Genomic DNA, 19,234 nt, shown 5'->3' on the forward strand with positions numbered 1-19,234 from the left:
TATAATCATAGTGATAGTTAATTATCGCTTTTTGACGATGCAGACGCGCCTGACAGGGTTATTCAGTTAACTCCCGCGTTCTGCACAAAGCTATCCACAGAAAAGGTGAATAAGATCGGCTTTTCTGACCCCGATTGTTTATAACTAATGGCTTCTCTGTGAGTTATCCCGAAGTTTTACGCTTAACACCCCGTGAATCCAGTGGTTTACCGCCTGTAAGGAGTGTGAAACAATCAGGCTATTCAAATTTAGCTTTGAGGTAGTCCGGTGATCGATGATGATGGCTACCGCCCGAATGTTGGTATCGTAATTTGTAACAGGCAAGGACAAGTGTTATGGGCCAGGCGCTTTGGACAGCACTCCTGGCAATTTCCTCAGGGAGGCATCAATCCCGGTGAAACCGCTGAACAGGCGATGTATCGCGAACTGTTCGAGGAAGTGGGGTTACACCGTAAAGATGTTCGAATACTTGCATCTACCCGTAACTGGTTGCGCTACAAGTTGCCAAAACGTTTGGTGCGTTGGGACACAAAGCCGGTATGTATCGGCCAGAAACAAAAGTGGTTTCTTCTGCAGTTAATGTCTAATGACGCGGATATCAATGTGCAGCACAGCAGCACGCCTGAGTTCGACGGCTGGCGCTGGGTGAGCTTCTGGTATCCGGTGCGTCAGGTTGTCTCCTTCAAGCGCGACGTCTATCGTCGGGTAATGAAGGAATTCGCTGGCGTGGTGATGTCTATGCAGGAGAGTGCGGGGCAGCGAAACAATCCTGCCCATCGACGTAAGAGAGGATAGGCCACGCCCTTTATGCTCACTCAGTTGCGCGAAATTGTAGAAAAAGTGGCGAGTGCGCCGCGTCTGAATGAAGCACTCGACATTCTGGTCAATGAGATCTGTCTGGCGATGGAAACGGAAGTCTGTTCCGTTTACCTCGCCGATCACGATCGTCGCTGCTATTACCTGATGGCGACGCGCGGGCTGAAAAAGCCGCGTGGTCGCACCGTAACGCTGGCGTTTGACGAAGGCATTGTCGGGTTAGTCGGCCGTCTGGCCGAACCGATCAACCTTGCCGACGCGCAGAGTCACCCCAGCTTTAAATATATCCCCGCAGTTAAAGAGGAGCGCTATCGCTCCTTCCTCGGCGTGCCTGTTATCAGCCGTCGCCAGTTGCTTGGCGTGCTGGTGGTCCAGCAGCGTGAACATCGCCAGTTCGATGAGAGTGAAGAATCGTTTCTGGTGACGCTGGCCACACAGATGGCGGCGCTGCTGTCGCAATCGCAGATGGGCCAGCTGTTTGGCCAGTTCCGCCAGACCCGGGTGCGCGCGATTGCGGCAGCACCCGGTGTGGCGGTGGCACCGGGCTGGGTCGATGAGACGCAGCCGCTGCTCGACCAGGTTTCCGCCGCGTCAACGCTGGATGTTCAGCGTGAACGTGAACGCCTGTCGCTCGCCATGAGCGAAGCTGCCAGTGAGTTCCGCCGCTTCAGCAAACGGTTTAGCGCCAGCGTGCAGAAAGAGAGCGCGGCGATCTTCGACCTTTACTCGCACCTGTTAACCGATGCCCGGCTGAAGAAAGATCTGTTCGATGAGATCGAACGTGGATCGGTGGCAGAGTGGGCGGTTAAACAGGTAATCGAGAAGTTTGCCGAACAGTTCGCCCGGCTGACCGACAGCTATCTGCGCGAACGCGCAGGCGATCTGCGGGTGTTGGGTCAGCGGCTGTTATTTCACCTCGATGATTCGCTGGTGGGCACCAATGCCTGGCCGGAGCGCTTCGTGCTGGTGGCCGATGAGCTGACCGCCACCTCTCTGGCCGAGCTGCCGCACGAACGGCTGGCCGGGGTGGTGGTACGCGATGGTGCCGCCAACTCCCACGCGGCGATCCTGACGCGCGCTATGGGTATCCCGACGGTGATGGGTGCGGATATTCTGCCGCATCAGCTGAATAAACGGCTGCTGATCGTCGATGGTTACCGTGGCGAGCTGTTAATCGATCCCGAACCGGTGCTGGTGCAGGAGTACCAGCGTCTGATCAGCGAAGAAAATGCGCTGAGCAAGATGGCGGAAGGAGTAGTCGATCAACCGGGTGAGCTGAAAAGCGGCGAGCGCGTACAGGTGATGCTCAATGCCGGTTTAAGTCCGGAACATGAGCAGGCGCTGGGCAGCTGGGTTGACGGCATCGGTCTCTACCGCACTGAAATTCCCTTCATGCTGCAAAATGGCTTTCCGTCAGAAGAGGAGCAGGTGGCGCAGTATCAGGGCATGCTGCAGCTGTTTCACAACAAGCCCGTCACGCTGCGCACCCTCGATGTCGGGGCAGATAAACAGCTGCCGTACATGCCGATCAGCGAAGAGAATCCCTGCCTGGGCTGGCGCGGTATCCGCCTGACGCTTGACCAGCCGGAGATTTTTCTGGTGCAGGTCCGGGCGATGCTGCGGGCGAATGCAGCATCCGGCAACCTCAGTATTCTGCTGCCGATGATCAGTCATATTGATGAAATCGACGAAGCGAAACGGCTGATCGATCGCGCCGGTCGTGAAGTGGAAGAGATGCTGGGCTATGCAATTCCCGCGCCGCGCATAGGCATCATGATCGAAGTGCCGTCGATGCTGTTTATGATCCCGCATCTGGCGTCGCGCGTAGACTTTGTTTCAGTCGGCACCAACGATTTGACCCAGTATCTGCTGGCGGTGGACCGCAATAACACCCGCGTGGCCAATCTTTACGACTCGCTGCACCCGGCAATGCTGCGCGCACTGCATGCCATTGCGCATGAAGCCCGTCTGGCCAATCTGGAACTCTGCCTGTGTGGTGAAATGGCGGGCGATCCGATGTGCGTCGCGCTGCTGGTGGGCATGGGTTATCACCACCTCAGCATGAACGGTAAAAACGTTCCGCGGGTAAAATACCTGCTGCGCCATCTGGATCATGAAGAAGCGCAAAAGTTGAGTGAGCAGGGAATGAATGCGCATACCGCCACTGAGGTTCGTCATCTGGTTTCGACCTTTATGGAGCGTCGTGGACTGGGCGGGCTGATTCGGGGAGGCCGCTAAGCGCCACTTCAGGCTATTTTATTTGCCATTCTGGTCCTGGGCAGTGCTCACAATCCTCACGTACCAGGTGTACGCTCCGGTTGTTGCGCGCTGTACATGACCAGACTGGCTGCAACAATGTACGCCTGAAGGGTCAGGCTATTTTATTTGCCATTCTGATCCTGGGCAGTGCTCACAATCCTCACGTACCAGGTGTACGCTCCGGTTGTTGCGCGCTGTACATGACCAGACTGGCTGCAACAATGTACGCCTGAAGGGTCAGACTATTTTATTTGCCATTCTGGCCCCGGGCAGTGCTCACAATCCTCACGTACCAGGTGTACGCTCCGGTTGTTGCGCGCTGTACATGACCAGACTGGCTGCAACAATGTACGCCTGAAGGGTCAGACTATTTTATTTGCCATTCTGGCCCCGGGCAGTGCTCACAATCCTCACGTACCAGGTGTACGCTCCGGTTGTTGCGCGCTGTACATGACCAGACTGGCTGCAACAATGTACGCCTGAAGGGTCAGACTATTTTATTTGCCATTCTGGCCCCGGGCAGTGCTCACAATCCTCACGTACCAGGTGTACGCTCCGGTTGTTGCGCGCTGTCCGTGACCAGACTGGCTGCAACAATATACGCCTGAAGGGTCAGACTCTGGGCGTTATCCGCGTTTACATTTGCGGGACAATTCACAAAACCGGCTGTGCTATGATGCGCAGCCTTAATTTATGTGCCTGACAACGCCCCTTTTTAGGGTTGAAAAATAGACGGTGAATGATGAATAACGGCTATATTGCATTTCCGCAGTTCGATCCGGTGATCTTCTCGATCGGACCGGTTTCGCTGCACTGGTACGGTCTGATGTATCTGGTAGGCTTCGTTTTCGCCATGTGGCTGGCGGTGCGCCGTGCCAATCAGCCCGGCAGCGGCTGGAAAAAAGAGGAAGTGGAAAACCTGCTGTATGCCGGTTTCCTCGGCGTGTTTCTGGGCGGGCGTATCGGTTACGTGCTGTTCTACAATTTACCGCTGTTCCTCGAAAACCCGCTCTATCTGTTCAAAGTCTGGGATGGCGGCATGTCATTCCACGGTGGCCTGATCGGGGTGATTGTGGTGATGCTGGTGTTCGCTCGCCGTACCAAACGTAACTTCTTCCAGGTGGCTGATTTCATCGCGCCACTGATCCCGTTTGGTCTGGGTGCGGGCCGTCTCGGCAACTTCATTAACGGCGAGCTGTGGGGCCGTGTCGATCCGGGCTTCCCGTTTGCCATGCTGTTCCCGGGATCACGCAGCGAAGATGTGGCGCTGGCTGCCACTAACCCACAGTATCAGGCGCTGCTCAATACCTACGGCGTCCTGCCGCGTCATCCTTCGCAGCTTTATGAACTGATCCTGGAAGGGGTGGTGCTGTTCATCATCCTTAACCTGTTTATCCGTAAGCCGCGTCCGATGGGCAGCGTCTCTGGCCTGTTCCTGATCGGTTACGGTGCATTCCGTATCATCGTCGAGTTCTTCCGCCAGCCGGACGCCCAGCTTGGCCTGTTTGAAGGCGGGATCAGTATGGGACAGATTCTCTCCGTTCCGATGATTATCGCCGGTATTGCCATGATGATTTGGGCCTATCGTCGTCGTCCACAGCCACAATTTCGCGAGGAAAAATGAAACAGTATCTGGACCTGATGCAACATGTGCTGAATGAAGGCACGCCAAAAGCTGACCGCACCGGTACCGGCACGCTTTCAATTTTTGGTCACCAGATGCGTTTCAATCTGCAGGAGGGTTTCCCTCTGGTCACCACTAAAAAATGCCACATCCGTTCAATCATTCATGAACTGCTGTGGTTCCTGAAAGGTGATACCAACATCGGTTACCTGAAGGAAAATAACGTCTCAATCTGGGATGAGTGGGCTGATGAAAGGGGCGATCTTGGCCCGGTTTATGGCAAACAGTGGCGCAGCTGGGGCACGGCCAGCGGCGAGCAGATCGACCAGATCAGCAAGGTGATCGCGCAGCTGAAAAGCGACCCCGACTCACGCCGGATTATCGTTTCAGCCTGGAACGTCGGTGAACTGGATCAGATGGCGCTGGCACCGTGCCACGCGTTCTTCCAGTTCTATGTGGCTGACGGCAAACTCTCCTGTCAGCTTTACCAGCGCTCCTGCGATATCTTCCTCGGCCTGCCGTTTAATATTGCCAGCTACGCGCTGCTGGTACATATGGTGGCGCAGCAGTGCGACCTGCAGGTCGGTGACTTTGTCTGGACCGGTGGCGATACCCATCTCTACAGTAATCATCTGGAGCAGGCACGCCTGCAGCTGACCCGCGAGCCGCGTCCGCTGCCGAAGCTGGTGATCAAGCGCAAGCCAGCCTCGCTGTTTGACTACCAGTTTGATGACTTCGAAATTGAAGGTTACGATCCGCATCCGGCGATCAAAGCGCCTGTCGCAATCTGATACCTGCTGTGAAAAAGCCCCGGTGCTGCCCTGCACGCCGGGGCTTTTTTTTTACCTGTCTGCGGCAAAATATGCGGCATGGCTCGCAGCGTCATGCCACCAGATGTCCGATGATCGTCCTCTCTGTGACCCTTTTTCCAGCCGCATAACAACCCGCTTGTCCCCGCTTTCTCCACCCGGCACGCTAGCCCGATGAAAACACACTTGTTACGCGGCTTTACCCTGCCGGAACTGCTGGTGGTGATGGTGATTGCCGGAATACTGAGCCTTGGCGCACTTCACGGCTGGCAGCGCTGGCAGCAACGGCAGCAGCTACGCGACACTGCCCAGCAACTGCAGGGGTTTCTGTTGCGGCTTCGTGCGCAGGCTTACCGGCAAAATCGCGACCTGGTCCTGTGGTCGCGTCCGGGAAAGCCCTGGTGTATTGGCGGCGGCAGTCTGCCGGTCGGGGCGTGTCAGTCAGGAAAGCGTCTGCATTTCATTGCACCCCATGCTGGGGTGATGTTAAACGGGCTACGCGGTGAGCCGGGCTTTTACGGCCGTCGCAACGTCGCCCGGGCAGGCAGCATTGAGCTAAGGAATGAGGCAGGAGAGCTGCGGCTGATTATTTCCACCCGGGCCCGGATCCGCTTTTGTTTTACCGACGCCGGAGCGTGCCGTTGAAAACCGCCGGGTTCAGCCTGCTGGAAATGCTGATGGCGATGGCGATCGGCGCCGTCCTGATGGTCAGTGCCGGACGTTTTTTACCGCTGCTGCTCGGCGAGAATGTCGGGTTGCTGCAGCGGGCGCAGCTGCGCCAGGAGCTGCAGCAGATTATCGCCACGCTGGAAAAGGCGGTGCGACGCGCAGGCTATTGTCACGGTGAGTGCGGCAACAGCGCGCTCACCCTCAGTGAAAACTGCCTGCTGCTGCGCTGGGATGAAAACAGCAACGGTCAGTGGGACGGCGTTAACCAGGCGGCTAGCGATTACTATGGTTATCGCCTGCGGTTGCAGCAACTGGAGATGCAGCGCGGGGTTAATGACTGTCGCGCGGGTGGCTGGGAACGGCTCTCCGATCCGGCTTTCCTGACGCTGGAGCAGTTCAGTGTGACCCGCCAGCAGAGGCAGATCCATTTGCGGCTGCAGGGACGTGCCGGGCGCTGGCTGGAAACGGTAGAGAGCTGGGTGGAGGCTGAAAATCTGTGAGGCAGCACGGCAGCAGTACGCTGGGTATGGTGTTGATGCTGTTAGTCATCGGCAGCCTCACGCTGCACGCCAGCCGAAAAATGTTAGAGCAGGGGATGCTGCTACTGGCTGATGAGCAGCAGTTTATTCAGGATTTCTGGCGGGCGCAGTCAGCGCTGCAATGGGGCCTCTCCCTTAGCTGGTCTGCGGGCGAAACGGTCGGTTGTCAGCATGATGAACGCCAGGGATGGCGCAGTTGCTTACAGCGAGGTGAAGATGGAGAAGGTCTGCTTAAAGGTGAAGCCAGTGGCAGCGGAACGGCGGTGTGGCAGTGGGTCTCGCTCCATCAGAGTCGTATTCAGCCGCTACCGCATGGCTGGATCGACTACTGCCCGCGAGCCAGAACGGACGACTGTCTGTGAGGCGGCGGGATTCAGCCTGCCGGAAGCGTTATTTGCTCTGCTGTTAATGGCATTAAGCAGCAGCGCGCTGCTGCAGTATCATCGCGCGCTCACGTTCGGGTTCAGCCAGCAGTGGAATCAGCGAGAGGCGTGGCGGGTGGCGGAACAACGGCTGATTGGGCATGAGAGTGCTGGCTGGCGCACCACCCTGCAAATCCAGAACGGCCCGGCGGGCTGCCGGCTGGAACGCGCCGACGTGCTGGGACCGCAGCAGCGCAGCGCCAGCCTGACGCGATTACGCTGTTAAACCGCCCGAATGACGCCCTTTTGATGGGCTTCAACCGCGATACGCGGTAGAGTTACCGGGCCGCAATACCGCAGTTATGTTATGAGTCGCCACAGGAGTTTTCATGTTTCACGTTTATCACTCTAATCAGCTTGATGTGCTGAAGATTCTGGCGGCTGCGGTGATTAAACATGATCCTCTGGATGATCCTTTCGCCTCTGAAATGGTGCTGGTGCAAAGTCCGGGTATGGCGCAGTGGCTGCAAATGGAGCTGGCGCAGACCTTTGGTATCGCGGCCAACATCGAATTCCCGTTGCCGGCCAGTTTCATCTGGGAGATGTTTGTCCGGGTGCTGCCCGATATTCCGGTCGAGAGTGCGTTCAGCAAAGCCAGCATGAGCTGGAAGCTGATGCATCGTTTGCCGGTGATGCTGGAACACGAGGAGTTTATCTCGCTGCGCCACTATCTGCACGACGATGGCGATAAGCGAAAACTGTTCCAGCTGAGCTCACGAGTGGCGGATCTGTTTGACCAGTATCTGGTCTATCGCGCCGACTGGCTCAACAGCTGGGAGCGCGGTGAAACCATTGACGGGCTGGGTGAGGCGCAGCGCTGGCAGGCGGCGCTGTGGCGCGATCTGGTCAGTTATACCGAAACGCTGCGTCAGCCAAAATGGCACCGTGCCAATCTCTATGCGCGATTTATCCAGACGCTGGAGCAGGCGCAACACACGCCGGAAAATCTGCCGAAACGGGTATTCATCTGCGGCATCTCCGCGCTGCCGCCGGTCTATTTACAGGCGTTGCAGGCGCTGGGACGCCACATAGATATTCATTTGCTGTTTACCAATCCCTGCCGCGATTACTGGGGCGATATTCAGGATTATGCCTTTCTGGCTAAGCTGCAAAGCCGCCAGCGTCGGCGTCATGGTGCGGATGAGCAGCGCGGATTATTCCGCGATGTGGAGCAGGCGCCCGCGTTATTCAATGATGCTGGTGAACAACAGCTGACCAATCCACTGCTCGCCTCATGGGGCAAGCTGGGACGCGATAATCTGTTTCTGCTCAGCCAGATGGAGGCCAATGACGACATTGACGCCTTTGTTGAGGTGGAAGAAGACAACCTGCTGCACTGCCTGCAGTCCGATCTGCTTAATCTGCAGGACAACGCCGTGATCGGGCTCGACGCCGCGCAACTGGCGCACAGCGATCAGAAACGCTGGCTCGATCCGCAGGATCGTTCGGTGGCGGTGCAGGTATGCCACAGTGCTCAGCGTGAAGTCGAAGTATTACAGGATCATCTGTTAGCGCTGATGGAGGCTGACCCGACGCTGAAAGCGCGTGACATTATTGTCATGGTGGCCGATATCGACGCCTATGCGCCGTTTATTCAGGCGGTTTTCGCCAATGCCTCCGCAGACCGTTATTTACCCTTCGCCATTTCAGACCGCCGCGCCAGTCAGGCGCATCCGGCCATTGTGGCATTCCTGCATTTGCTGGCGCTGCCGGACAGTCGGTTTGTCTCCGAGGATGTGCTGGCGCTGCTGGATGTGCCGGCGCTGGCCAGCCATTTCGCCATTGATGAAAGCGGGCTGCGTCTGTTGCGGCGCTGGGTCAGTGAATCGGGCGTACGCTGGGGGCTGGATGACGCCAGCGTAGAAGCTTTATCATTACCGATAACCGGCCAGCATACCTGGCGTTTTGGTCTGCAACGCATGCTGCTGGGCTACGCGATGGAGAGCCACAACGGGGACTGGGAAGGGATTCTGCCGTACGATGAATCAAGCGGCCTGGTGGGTGAACTGGCTGGCCATCTGGCGGAGCTGTTGTCCCGGCTTAACCACTGGCGGCAACTGCTGGCCGAGCCGCGGCCACTGCAGGCGTGGCTGCCGTTGTGCCGGGAATTGCTGAACGCATTTTTCAGCCCCGATGCCGAAACCGAAGCGGCGCTGCTGCTAGTGGAAGAGCAGTGGCAGACACTGATTGAATATGGCATGGACGCCAGGTTTGAAGAGGCGATTCCGATCACGCTGCTGCGTGACGATCTTCGCAGCCGGCTGGATCAGCAGCGTATCAGCCAGCGATTCCTGGCCGGGCAGATCAACTTCTGTACCCTGATGCCGATGCGTTCGATCCCGTTCAAAGTGGTCTGTTTACTGGGCATGAATGATGGCGTCTATCCGCGCACTTTAGCGCCGTTAGGTTTCGATCTGATGCAGCAGCAATCACGTAAAGGCGATCGCAGCCGCCGTGATGATGATCGCTATCTGTTTCTTGAGGCGCTGATTTCTGCACAACAGCAGCTCTACATCAGCTATATCGGCCGGGCAATTCAGGATAATACGGAACGCTACCCGTCGGTGCTGGTCACAGAACTGCTGGATTATATCGGGCAGAGTTTTTATCTGGACGGCGATGAAGAGCGCGATCTGGATGAGAGCGCTGCGCGGGTACGGGACCATCTGCAACATCTGCACAGCCGGATGCCGTTTGCTGCCGAGAATTTCCAGCCTGCCGCCAGGCTGCAGAGCTTTGCCCGCGAATGGTTACCTGCCGCACAGGGCGCAGGCCAACCGCAACCCGATTTTGTTCAGCCGCTGGAAGCGCCGTCGATTGAGGCGTTGACGCTGGAGGCGTTTCTGCGCTTCTGGCGCCATCCGGTGCGGGCGTGGTTTCATCAGCGGCTCGGGGTAAATTTCTGGCTGGAAGAGAACGAACTGCCCGACAGCGAACCGTTCGCTCTCGACAATCTGGAGCGTTATCAGATTAACGCGCAGTTGCTGAATGCGCTGGTGGAAGGGGAGGATACCCAGCGGCTCTATGCGCATCACCGTGCGGCGGGTAATCTGCCTTACGGCGCATTTGGCGAACTGTTCTGGCAGGCGCAGCGTGATGAGATGCAGGAAGTGGCGGCAGAAGTGGTGACGCAGCGCAGTGAAGGCGAGAGCTGGGAAGTCAATCTGCAACTGGAACAGGTCAGCCTGACCGGCTGGCTCACCCAGGTGCAGGATGACGGCCTGTTGCGCTGGCGGCCTGGGGTGCTGAACATGAACGACGGGCTGCTGCTCTGGCTGGAACATCTGGTCTATTGCGCACTGGGCGGCACCGGCAGCAGCCGGATGTTTGGCCGACAGCAGAGTCGCTGGCGCTTTCTGGCGGTAAACCCGCCAGCGGCCGTCGCGGCACTGAATGACTACGTGGCGGGCTATTTCGCCGGCATGCGTCAGCCGCTGATGCTGCTCAACAAAAGCGGCGGTGCCTGGTTAACGGCCAGCTATGACAAAAAAAGTCAGCAGCTACTGACCGATGAAGCGACCCAGCTTAAAGCGCGCAATCGCCTGCTGACTGCGTGGTCAGGCAGTTATCAGGTTGAGGGAGAAGGCAGCGATCCTTACCTGCAACGCCTGTGCCGCGTGCTGGATGAAACACAGCTACAACAGATAACTGAGGCGGCACAACGCTGGTATTTACCGGTGCTGGCTGCACATCAGGATGATGAATAGCAGGCCAGACAGCAATTTGCTCACTGGCCAATTACACAGAAAGTTTGCTCTGCTTTGAGCCGCGGTGTCAGGCACTGGCGGTTTATTGGGTAACGTAAGGGGTTTACATGCGGACATACGCACGCTGGTTTGCGGCGCTTCTGATAGGCCTGGTGGCTTGTACTGCCATGGCGCAGACCGAATCGGGCTGGCAACCAATTAACGACATCATTCGCAAGAGTGAACACGATCCCCGTCAGTATCAGGCTATCCGGCTCGACAATGGCATGACGGTATTACTGGTTTCCGATCCGGTTGCCCCCAAATCGCTGGCGGCGCTGACCTTACCGATTGGCTCACTGGACGATCCTGACCAGCAGCTCGGCCTGGCGCACTATCTGGAGCATATGGTGCTGATGGGATCAACCCATTACCCGCAGCCGGACAATCTGGCGGAGTTCCTGAAAAAGCACGGTGGCAGCCACAATGCCAGTACCGCCTCTTACCGCACCGCCTTTTATCTGGAAGTGGAAAATGCTTCACTGGAGCCGGCGGTGGATCGTCTGGCAGATGCGGTTGCCGCGCCGCTACTTGATCCGGTCAACGCCGATCGGGAACGCCATGCGGTCAACGCTGAACTGACGATGGCGCGCTCGCGCGACGGGTTACGCATGGCGCAGGTCGGGGCAGAAACGCTCAACCCGGCCCACCCGGCGTCGCGTTTTTCCGGCGGTAATCTCGATACGCTCAAAGACAAACCCGACAGCAAACTGCACCAGGCGCTGCTGGATTTCTACCATACCCATTACTCCGCCAATCTGATGAAAGCGGTGATCTACAGCAACAAAACCTTGCCGGAGATGGCGTCAATTGCGGCCAAAACCTTTGGTCGGGTGGCTAACCATAACGCCAGCGTACCGGCAATCAGCGTACCGGTGGTGACGGCTGAGCAGCAGGGCATTCTGATCCATTACGTTCCGGCTCAGCCACGCAAACAGCTTAAGATTGAGTTTCGCATTGCTAATAACAGCGACCGTTTTCGCAGCAAAACCGACACCCTGATTAGCTACCTGATCAGCAACCGCAGTAAAAATACCCTGACCGACTGGCTGCAAAAACAGGGCTTAGCCGACGGGGTGAATGCCGGGGCTGACCCGATGACCGATCGCAACGGCGGCGTGTTTGCGATTACCGCCTCGCTGACCGACAAAGGTCTGGCGCAGCGCGATGAAGTGGTCGCAGCCATTTTTAGCTACATCAACCTGCTGCGTGAGCAGGCAGATGATAAGCGCTATTTCGATGAGGTCTCTCACGTGCTGGCGCTCGACTTCCGCTATCCCTCAATTACCCGGGATATGGATTACATCGAATGGCTGGCGGATACCATGCTGCGGGTGCCGGTTGAGCACACGCTGGATGCGCCTTATCTGGCGGATCAGTATGATGTCGCGGCCATCAAGGCACGGCTGGATCAGATGACGCCACAGCAGGCGCGTATCTGGTATATCAGCCCGCAGGAACCGCACAATAAACAGGCGTACTTTGTTGATGCGCCGTATCAGGTTGAAAAAATTACGCCGGCGACCTTTGCCGACTGGCAACAACGCAGCAGCCAGATTGCGCTTTCGATGCCCACGCTGAATCCTTATATTCCGGATGACTTCACCCTGCTGCCGGCGGACGATAAACACTATTCACATCCGGTCAGGCTGGAAAATGATGCCGGTATGCGTATCTACTGGATGCCCAGTCAGTTTTACGCCAGCGAGCCAAAAGCTGCGATTACCCTGGCGCTGCGTAACAAGAACGCCATCAGTGATGCGCGCCAGCAGGTACTGTTTGGCCTCAATGACTACCTCTCCAGCCTGGCGCTGGATGAGCTGAACTCGCAGGCATCGGTCGGTGGCATCAGTTTTTCAACCGGCGAACATGAGGGGCTGGTGTTTAGCGCCAGCGGCTTTACTCAGCGCCTGCCAACCCTGCTGAAGAAACTGGTTGAAGGCTATGCTCACTTCCAGCCGACGCAACAGCAACTGGAGCAGGCCAAATCCTGGTATCTGGAACGGCTGGAGGCAGCGGACAAAGGTAAAGCTTTTGAACAGGCGATTCAGCCGATGCAGCTGCTGTCGCAGTTGCCCTACACCCAGCGGGAAACGCGTCGCAAGTTGGTCAGTGCTATCACACTTAATGATGTCACCGCCTATCGCGATGAACTGTTCCGCGCGGCAACGCCGGAAATGATGGTGGTGGGTAACCTGAGTGCCGACAGCGTGATCCAGCTGGGGCGTGAACTGAAGCAGCAGATGCAGAGCACCGGCACTGACACCTGGCGCAGTAAGTATGTGACGTTCGAAAAACCGCTTAAAGCCAACCTGCAACAGAAGGGCAGCAGCACCGATTCTGCCTTAGCGGCGCTCTATATACCGCTCGGCTATGGCGAATACCAGAGTATGGCGAACAGCTCGATGCTGAGTCAGATTGTGCAGCCGTGGTTCTACAACCAGCTACGCACTGAAGAGCAACTTGGCTATGCGGTGTTTGCCTTCCAGATGCCGGTAGGCCGTCAGTGGGGGATCGGTTTCCTGCTGCAGAGCAACAGCAAACAACCGGCCTGGCTGCTGCAGCGCTATCAGGCCTTCTATCCGCAGGCGGAGAAACGCTTACGCACGATGAGTCAGGCCGATTTTGCCCAGTATCAGCAGGCGATGATCAATGATCTGCAGCAGCGTCCTCAGACACTGGATGAGGAGGCGGATCGCTATAGCCGCGACTTTGACCGGCAGAATGACGACTTTGACACGCGCCAGAAAGTGATTGCGCAGATTAAACAGCTGACTCCAGCCAGCCTGGCTGATTTCTTCCAGCATGCGGTGATACAACACACCGGTATGGTGATGACCTCGCAGATCGCGGGAAACAGCAACGAAAAAGTGGCCTTTGCCCAGCTGCCAGGCTGGAAAACCTGGAATGAAGTGGCGCAGTTGCAGCAGTCGCTGCCGGTAAAGAGTGAGACCCAATGACGCAGTTACCTGCCGAATCCCTGAATCCCTTAACGCTGCCGCTCAGAGGTGAGCGGCTGATTGAGGCCTCAGCGGGGACCGGAAAAACCTTTACCATTGGTTTGCTCTATCTTCGTCTGCTGTTGGGATTGGGCGGCGAAAATGCTTACAGCCGTCCGCTGTCGGTTGAAGAAATTTTAGTGGTGACCTTCACCGAGGCCGCGACCGCTGAACTGCGCGGACGTATCCGCGAAAATATTCATCAGCTGCGGCTGGCCTGTATTCGCGGTAGCAGCGGCGATCCGATGCATCAGCTGCTGCTTGACCAGATACCGGATTTAGCGCACGCCGCAGCGCAACTGCTGGCGGCCGAGCGGCAGATGGATGAAGCGGCGATCTTTACTATCCACGGTTTCTGCCAGCGGATGCTCAACCTCAACGCGTTTGAATCGGGCATGCTGTTTGAGCAGGAGCTGATTGAAGATGAGCAGGCGCTGCTGAAGCAGTCGACCGCCGATTTCTGGCGGCGGCAGTGCTATCCGCTGTCGCTTGATGTGGCGCGGGTAATTGCGGCGGAATGGAGCGGGCCGGACAGCCTGCTGACCACGCTGCGCCCCTGGCTACAGGGTGAATCGCCCAGCCTGAAGCGGCCACCTGCTGCCGATGAGACTCTGGCGTCACGTCACGCCCGCAATCTGGCGCGCATTACGTCAATCAAGCAGCAGTGGCAGTCGCTCAGTGCCGACGTGGAAGGCATCATCAGCGCATCCGGCGTCGATAAGCGCAGCTACAGCAGTAAAAACCTGCCGGTCTGGGTGGCGAAAGTCACGCAGTGGGCCAACAGCGAAACGCTGGATTATCAACTGCCGAAAGAGCTGGAGCGTTTTGGTCAGCAGGTGCTGGAGGAGAAAACCAAAAAAGGTGAAGCCCCGCGCCATCCGGTGTTTGACGCAATCGATCAGTTTCTGGCGGAACCGCTGTCGCTGCGGGATGTGATCATTGCACAGGCGCTGACTGACGTGCGCGCCACCGTCCAGCGTGAGAAACGGCTGCGGGCGCTGTTAGGCTTTGATGATCTGCTGAGCAAGCTGGATGAGGCGTTGCAGCAACCGGGCGGCACCCTGCTGGCTGAGACCATTCGGGCACGGTTCCCGGTCGCCCTGATCGATGAGTTCCAGGATACCGATCCGCAGCAGTACCGCATTTTCCGCACGCTCTATATCAACCAGCCAGAACAGGCGCTATTGCTAATCGGTGACCCTAAGCAGGCGATTTATGCCTTCCGCGGCGCGGATATTTTTACTTATCTGCGCGCGCGAAGTGAAGTTAGCGCTCACTACACGCTCGATACTAACTGGCGCTCGTCGCCGGAAATGGTCGATAGCGTTAACCGGCTGTTTTCTCAGCTGGAATCCCCATTTCTGTTCTCCGCTATTCCTTTCCTGCAGGTCAAACCGGCGGCACCGAATCAGGCGCTGAAACTGATCTATGACGATCGGCCGCAACCGGCGCTGCGTTTCTGGTTACAACCCGGTGCAGGCGTCGGCAGCAGCGATTATCAGCAGTTTATGGCGCGTCAGTGTGCGGCGGATATCAGCCGCTGGCTGGTGGCCGGACAGCAGGGACGCGCCTGCTTAGGAAAGGGTGACTCGCTGCGTCCGGTGCGCGCATCCGATATCACCGTGCTGGTGCGTAGTCGTAACGAAGCGGGTTTGATCCGCGATGCGCTCAATGCACTGTCGATTCCCTCGGTCTATCTCTCCAGTCGCGACAGCGTCTATACCACGCCTGAAGCGCGGGAACTGCTGTGGCTGCTGCAGGCGATCCAGGCACCGGAGCAGGAGCGACTGGTGCGCAGTGCGCTGGCGACCTCTATCTTCGCCATTGACGCCGCCACGCTCGATGCACTGACCCAAAATGAGCGCGAATGGGATGCGCTGGTCGAGCAGTTTGCCGTCTGGCAGCAGCTCTGGCACCAGCGTGGTGTGTTGCCGATGCTGCGCGACGTGATGATCAAGCGTCAGCTGGCTGAAAATATGCTGGCCTCCGAAAACGGTGAGCGCCGCCTGACCGATCTGATGCATCTGGGCGAACTGTTACAGGAAGCCTCAGTGCAGCTCGACAGTCCGCATGCGCTGGTGCGCTTTCTGGCCCAGCAGATTGCGCGGCCCAATAGCCAGGCGGCCAGCCAGCAGCTGCGGCTGGAAAGCGATCGCCATCTGGTGCAAATCGTCACCATCCATAAATCGAAAGGGCTGCAATATCCGCTGGTCTGGCTGCCGTTTGCCGCCGGCTACCGTGAGGCGGCCAGTGCGCTTTATCACGATCGTGAAAGTTTTGCCGCCTTGCTGGATGTGCAGGGTGATGCACAGAGCATGGAACTGGCTGAAGAGGAGCGACTGGCAGAGGACTTGCGACTGCTTTATGTGGCGCTGACCCGTTCGGTTTATCACTGCAGCGTCGGTATTGCGCCGTTGATCAAAGGAACGCGTAAAAAAGAGGGCGACAGCGATCTGCACAAGAGCGCGCTCGGTTATCTGGTGCAGCGGGGCGAAGCGGCCGATGCGCAACAGCTCAGCCAGCGGTTAGCGGCGTTAAGCGGCAACGGGATCGAGGTGATCGCTGACGATCTGCGGCCGGGTGAAGTCTGGCAGGATCGGCCGACCGGCGATGAAGCCTTAAGCAGTCGTGAGGTGACGCGCGCGCTGGCCGATGCCTGGCGGGTCACCAGTTACTCGGGCCTGCAACAGCACCACAGCTCCGCACTGCTGGATGCGCTGCCGAATTTCGATATTGATGCGGCAGGCGAAGAGGAGAGCGGCGAGGAAGCGGCTCTCACGCCTCACCACTTTCCACGCGGTGCCGCACCGGGAACCTTTTTGCACGGTCTGTTTGAATCGATCGACTTTGCCGAACCGCCGGATGCGTTCTGGCTGGAAGATCAGTTGCAGCATCATGGCTATCCGCTGAGCTGGTTACCGGTGATCCAGCAGTGGATTGAGCGGGTACTGCATACGCCGCTCAATGATGACGGCCTGACGCTGTCGGCGATAAACAGCAGTGACCGGCTGATCGAGATGGAGTTCTATCTGCCTATCAATAATCTGCTGACCGCTGCCGAGCTTGACGATCTGCTGCGCCGTCACGACCCGCTTTCACAACAGGCGGCGGCACTCGATTTTCGTCAGGTGCAGGGTATGTTAAAAGGCTTTATCGATCTGGTGTTCCGCTGGCAGGGAAAATATTATCTGCTCGACTATAAGTCGAACTGGCTGGGAGAGAGCCACGCCGCGTATACCCCACAGGCGATGGCGCAGGCAATGATCGACCACCGCTACGATTTACAGTATCAGCTGTATACCCTGGCGCTGCATCGCTATCTTCAGCACCGTCTGCAGGATTATGATTATCAGCGCCACTTCGGCGGGGTGTTTTATCTGTTTTTACGCGGGATGGATGGCAGTTCGCCGGATAACGGTATTTTCGCCACCCGTCCCAGCGAAGCCTTTATTGAAGAGATTGATGCGTTGTTTGGTCATACCAGGGAGATGTCATGAGTGAAATGCTGAGCTTACTGCTTCAGGCGGTAGAGAAGCGTCTCCTGCGGCCGTTAGATATTCAGTTTGCCCGCCTGCTGGCGGATGAATCACAACCGGCGTTGCTGCTCGCGGCGGCCTGCGTCAGTGCGGAAGCGGGAGAAGGCCATGTCTGTCTGCCGCTGGATAACCTGAGCGAAGCGGGCCTGTTTGCGGGCCGTCAGCCCGCGCTGGCGCAGGCTCTGTGGCAGGCTGCCGGCGCGCCGGATGACTGGCCATCGCTGCTGGCCGGCTGGTCTGCGGTCAGTGACGGCAGCCTGATTACCCCCCTGGTACTCAGTAACCGCCGTCTCTATCTGCATCGTCTGTGGCACAGCGAGGGCAGAGTGGCGAGCTTCTTTGCCCTGCAGGAAGTGAAATCGCCGTTTGACGCCGAGGCGGCCAGTGAGGTGCTGAATACCCTGTTCGGCAATCGTCCGGATGACTGGCAGAAAATCGCCGCCGCTGTAGCGCTGACCCGCAAGACCGCCGTTATTTCCGGCGGGCCCGGCACCGGAAAAACCACTACGGTGGCCAAACTACTCGCCGCACTGATACGGCTTAATCCCGGCAACTTACGGATTCAGTTAGCCGCTCCAACCGGCAAAGCCGCGGCGCGGCTCACCGAATCGCTTGGCAACGCGTTGCAAAATTTAGCCGTCAGCGAGGAAGAACGTCAGCGCTTTCCGACGGAAGCGACCACGCTGCATCGACTGCTGGGCGCGCAGCCGGATACCCAGCGTCTGCGCTATCACGCCGGTAACCGGCTGCATCTCGATGTGCTGGTGGTCGATGAAGCTTCAATGGTCGATCTGTCGATGATGGCGAAGCTGATTGCCGCACTGCCGGCCCATGCGCGGGTAGTCTTCCTTGGCGATCGTGACCAGCTGGCTTCGGTCGAGGCGGGGGCCGTGCTGGGCGATATCTGTCGCTGTACCGAAAGCGGCTACAGTCTGGCACGTGCGGAACAGCTCGCATTGCTGACCGGGTGTGCGCTGCAGGGCAGTGACGATCGGCTGGCGCCTGCCGTTCGCGACAGTATCTGTCTGCTGCAAAAAAGTTACCGTTTTGACGCAAAATCGGGCATTGGCCAGCTGGCTCAGGCAATTAACCTCGGCGATGCACAGCAGGTGAAAGCGGTGTTCGCCGCGGGCTATCAGGATCTCAGCTATCAGCCGTTAACCAGTGGCGAAGCCTATCAGGCGATGCTGGATGATGTGGCGCAGGGCTATCAGCCTTATTTGCAGCTGATCCGGCAACAGGCATCACCTGCCGAGGTGCTGGCCGCCTTTGGCCGCTATCAGCTGCTGTGTGCGTTACGAGACGGGCCCTTTGGCGTTCAGGGTCTTAACCAGCGGGTTGAACAACGGCTGATGCAGCTGCAGCGAATCCGTCGCCCCGCGATCGGCGGGCGCTGGTATGCCGGACGACCGGTGATGATCACCCGTAACGACAGTGCGCTGGGGCTGTTCAACGGCGATATCGGCATTACGCTGCGCGACGAAGAGGGCAACCTGAAAGTCTTTTTCCCGTTGCCGGATGGCAGCATCAAAGCGATTCAGCCGAGCCGCTTGCCCTCGCATGAAACTGCCTGGGTGATGACGGTACACAAATCGCAGGGGTCGGAGTTTGAACATACTGCGCTGGTGATGCCAACCCAGTTTTTGCCGGTATTGACCCGTGAGCTGGTCTATACCGCGATTACTCGCGCCCGCAAACAGCTGACGCTCTACAGCGATCCTGGAGTGTTCCAGCGAGCCGTACAGCTGCAAACGCAGCGGCGTAGCGGTCTGGTTGAGCGGCTGGGCGAGGCAGGATAACCGGCAGGCAAACAGG

The 19,234-nt window shown here is 57.8% G+C and carries 12 protein-coding genes; all 12 read left to right on the plus strand.

Annotation, left to right across the window (positions count from 1 at the left end):
* The first annotated feature begins 267 nt into the window (after positions 1-267).
* Positions 268-795 carry an RNA pyrophosphohydrolase gene (gene rppH / locus ABIB18_RS15765; RefSeq protein ID WP_031376193.1) on the plus strand — a complete coding sequence of 176 codons (528 nt, stop codon included), beginning with the start codon at positions 268-270 and terminating at the stop codon, positions 793-795.
* 12 nt (positions 796-807) lie between these two features.
* Complete coding sequence (gene ptsP, locus ABIB18_RS15770) at positions 808-3,054, plus strand: phosphoenolpyruvate--protein phosphotransferase (protein WP_031376192.1); 2,247 nt, start codon at positions 808-810, stop codon at positions 3,052-3,054.
* 763 nt (positions 3,055-3,817) lie between these two features.
* On the plus strand, positions 3,818-4,699 hold the full coding sequence (lgt, locus tag ABIB18_RS15775; protein WP_031376191.1) for a prolipoprotein diacylglyceryl transferase: 882 nt from the start codon (positions 3,818-3,820) through the stop codon (positions 4,697-4,699).
* The gene (gene thyA / locus ABIB18_RS15780) at positions 4,696-5,490 is read left to right on the plus strand and encodes a thymidylate synthase (RefSeq protein ID WP_089561201.1); all 795 of its coding nucleotides are present in this window, start codon (positions 4,696-4,698) and stop codon (positions 5,488-5,490) included. The genes lgt and thyA overlap by 4 nt, the downstream gene beginning before the upstream one ends.
* A 192-nt stretch (positions 5,491-5,682) precedes the next feature.
* Complete coding sequence (locus ABIB18_RS15785) at positions 5,683-6,153, plus strand: prepilin-type N-terminal cleavage/methylation domain-containing protein (protein ID WP_031376189.1); 471 nt, start codon at positions 5,683-5,685, stop codon at positions 6,151-6,153.
* Complete coding sequence (locus ABIB18_RS15790; protein WP_176035889.1) at positions 6,150-6,677, plus strand: prepilin peptidase-dependent protein; 528 nt, start codon at positions 6,150-6,152, stop codon at positions 6,675-6,677. The genes ABIB18_RS15785 and ABIB18_RS15790 overlap by 4 nt, the downstream gene beginning before the upstream one ends.
* Positions 6,674-7,078 carry a DUF2509 family protein gene (locus tag ABIB18_RS15795; protein ID WP_031376187.1) on the plus strand — a complete coding sequence of 135 codons (405 nt, stop codon included), beginning with the start codon at positions 6,674-6,676 and terminating at the stop codon, positions 7,076-7,078. The genes ABIB18_RS15790 and ABIB18_RS15795 overlap by 4 nt, the downstream gene beginning before the upstream one ends.
* Positions 7,029-7,364, plus strand: coding sequence for a prepilin-type N-terminal cleavage/methylation domain-containing protein (locus tag ABIB18_RS15800; RefSeq protein ID WP_089561200.1), 336 nt, complete (start codon positions 7,029-7,031; stop codon positions 7,362-7,364). The genes ABIB18_RS15795 and ABIB18_RS15800 overlap by 50 nt, the downstream gene beginning before the upstream one ends.
* Before the next feature lie 103 nt (positions 7,365-7,467).
* Entirely contained in the window at positions 7,468-10,845 is a 3,378-nt protein-coding gene (gene recC / locus ABIB18_RS15805; protein ID WP_354474760.1) for an exodeoxyribonuclease V subunit gamma, read from the plus strand.
* A gap of 107 nt (positions 10,846-10,952) precedes the next feature.
* Positions 10,953-13,844, plus strand: coding sequence for a pitrilysin (ptrA, locus tag ABIB18_RS15810; RefSeq protein WP_354474762.1), 2,892 nt, complete (start codon positions 10,953-10,955; stop codon positions 13,842-13,844).
* Positions 13,841-17,380 carry an exodeoxyribonuclease V subunit beta gene (recB, locus tag ABIB18_RS15815; protein ID WP_046289222.1) on the plus strand — a complete coding sequence of 1,180 codons (3,540 nt, stop codon included), beginning with the start codon at positions 13,841-13,843 and terminating at the stop codon, positions 17,378-17,380. The genes ptrA and recB overlap by 4 nt, the downstream gene beginning before the upstream one ends.
* Positions 17,377-19,218: an exodeoxyribonuclease V subunit alpha gene (recD, locus tag ABIB18_RS15820; RefSeq protein WP_069728881.1), complete on the plus strand. Its 1,842-nt coding sequence runs from the start codon at positions 17,377-17,379 to the stop codon at positions 19,216-19,218. Before recB ends, recD begins: the two co-directional genes overlap by 4 nt.
* Positions 19,219-19,234: the final 16 nt, after the last annotated feature.

Source organism: Pantoea sp. UYEF8, assembly GCF_040546285.1.
Lineage (GTDB): Bacteria > Pseudomonadota > Gammaproteobacteria > Enterobacterales > Enterobacteriaceae > Pantoea > Pantoea brenneri.

What these genes read in the sequence shown, in the direction of transcription:
- ABIB18_RS15800 (WP_089561200.1), top strand. Translation starts at nt 7,029, where the DNA reads ATGGCTGGATCGACTACTGCCCGCGAGCCAGAACGGACGACTGTCTGT.
- recB (WP_046289222.1), top strand. Translation starts at nt 13,841, where the DNA reads ATGACGCAGTTACCTGCCGAATCCCTGAATCCCTTAACGCTGCCGCTC.
- thyA (WP_089561201.1), top strand. Translation starts at nt 4,696, where the DNA reads ATGAAACAGTATCTGGACCTGATGCAACATGTGCTGAATGAAGGCACG.
- ptrA (WP_354474762.1), top strand. Translation starts at nt 10,953, where the DNA reads ATGCGGACATACGCACGCTGGTTTGCGGCGCTTCTGATAGGCCTGGTG.
- recD (WP_069728881.1), top strand. Translation starts at nt 17,377, where the DNA reads ATGAGTGAAATGCTGAGCTTACTGCTTCAGGCGGTAGAGAAGCGTCTC.
- recC (WP_354474760.1), top strand. Translation starts at nt 7,468, where the DNA reads ATGTTTCACGTTTATCACTCTAATCAGCTTGATGTGCTGAAGATTCTG.
- ABIB18_RS15785 (WP_031376189.1), top strand. Translation starts at nt 5,683, where the DNA reads ATGAAAACACACTTGTTACGCGGCTTTACCCTGCCGGAACTGCTGGTG.
- lgt (WP_031376191.1), top strand. Translation starts at nt 3,818, where the DNA reads ATGAATAACGGCTATATTGCATTTCCGCAGTTCGATCCGGTGATCTTC.
- ptsP (WP_031376192.1), top strand. Translation starts at nt 808, where the DNA reads ATGCTCACTCAGTTGCGCGAAATTGTAGAAAAAGTGGCGAGTGCGCCG.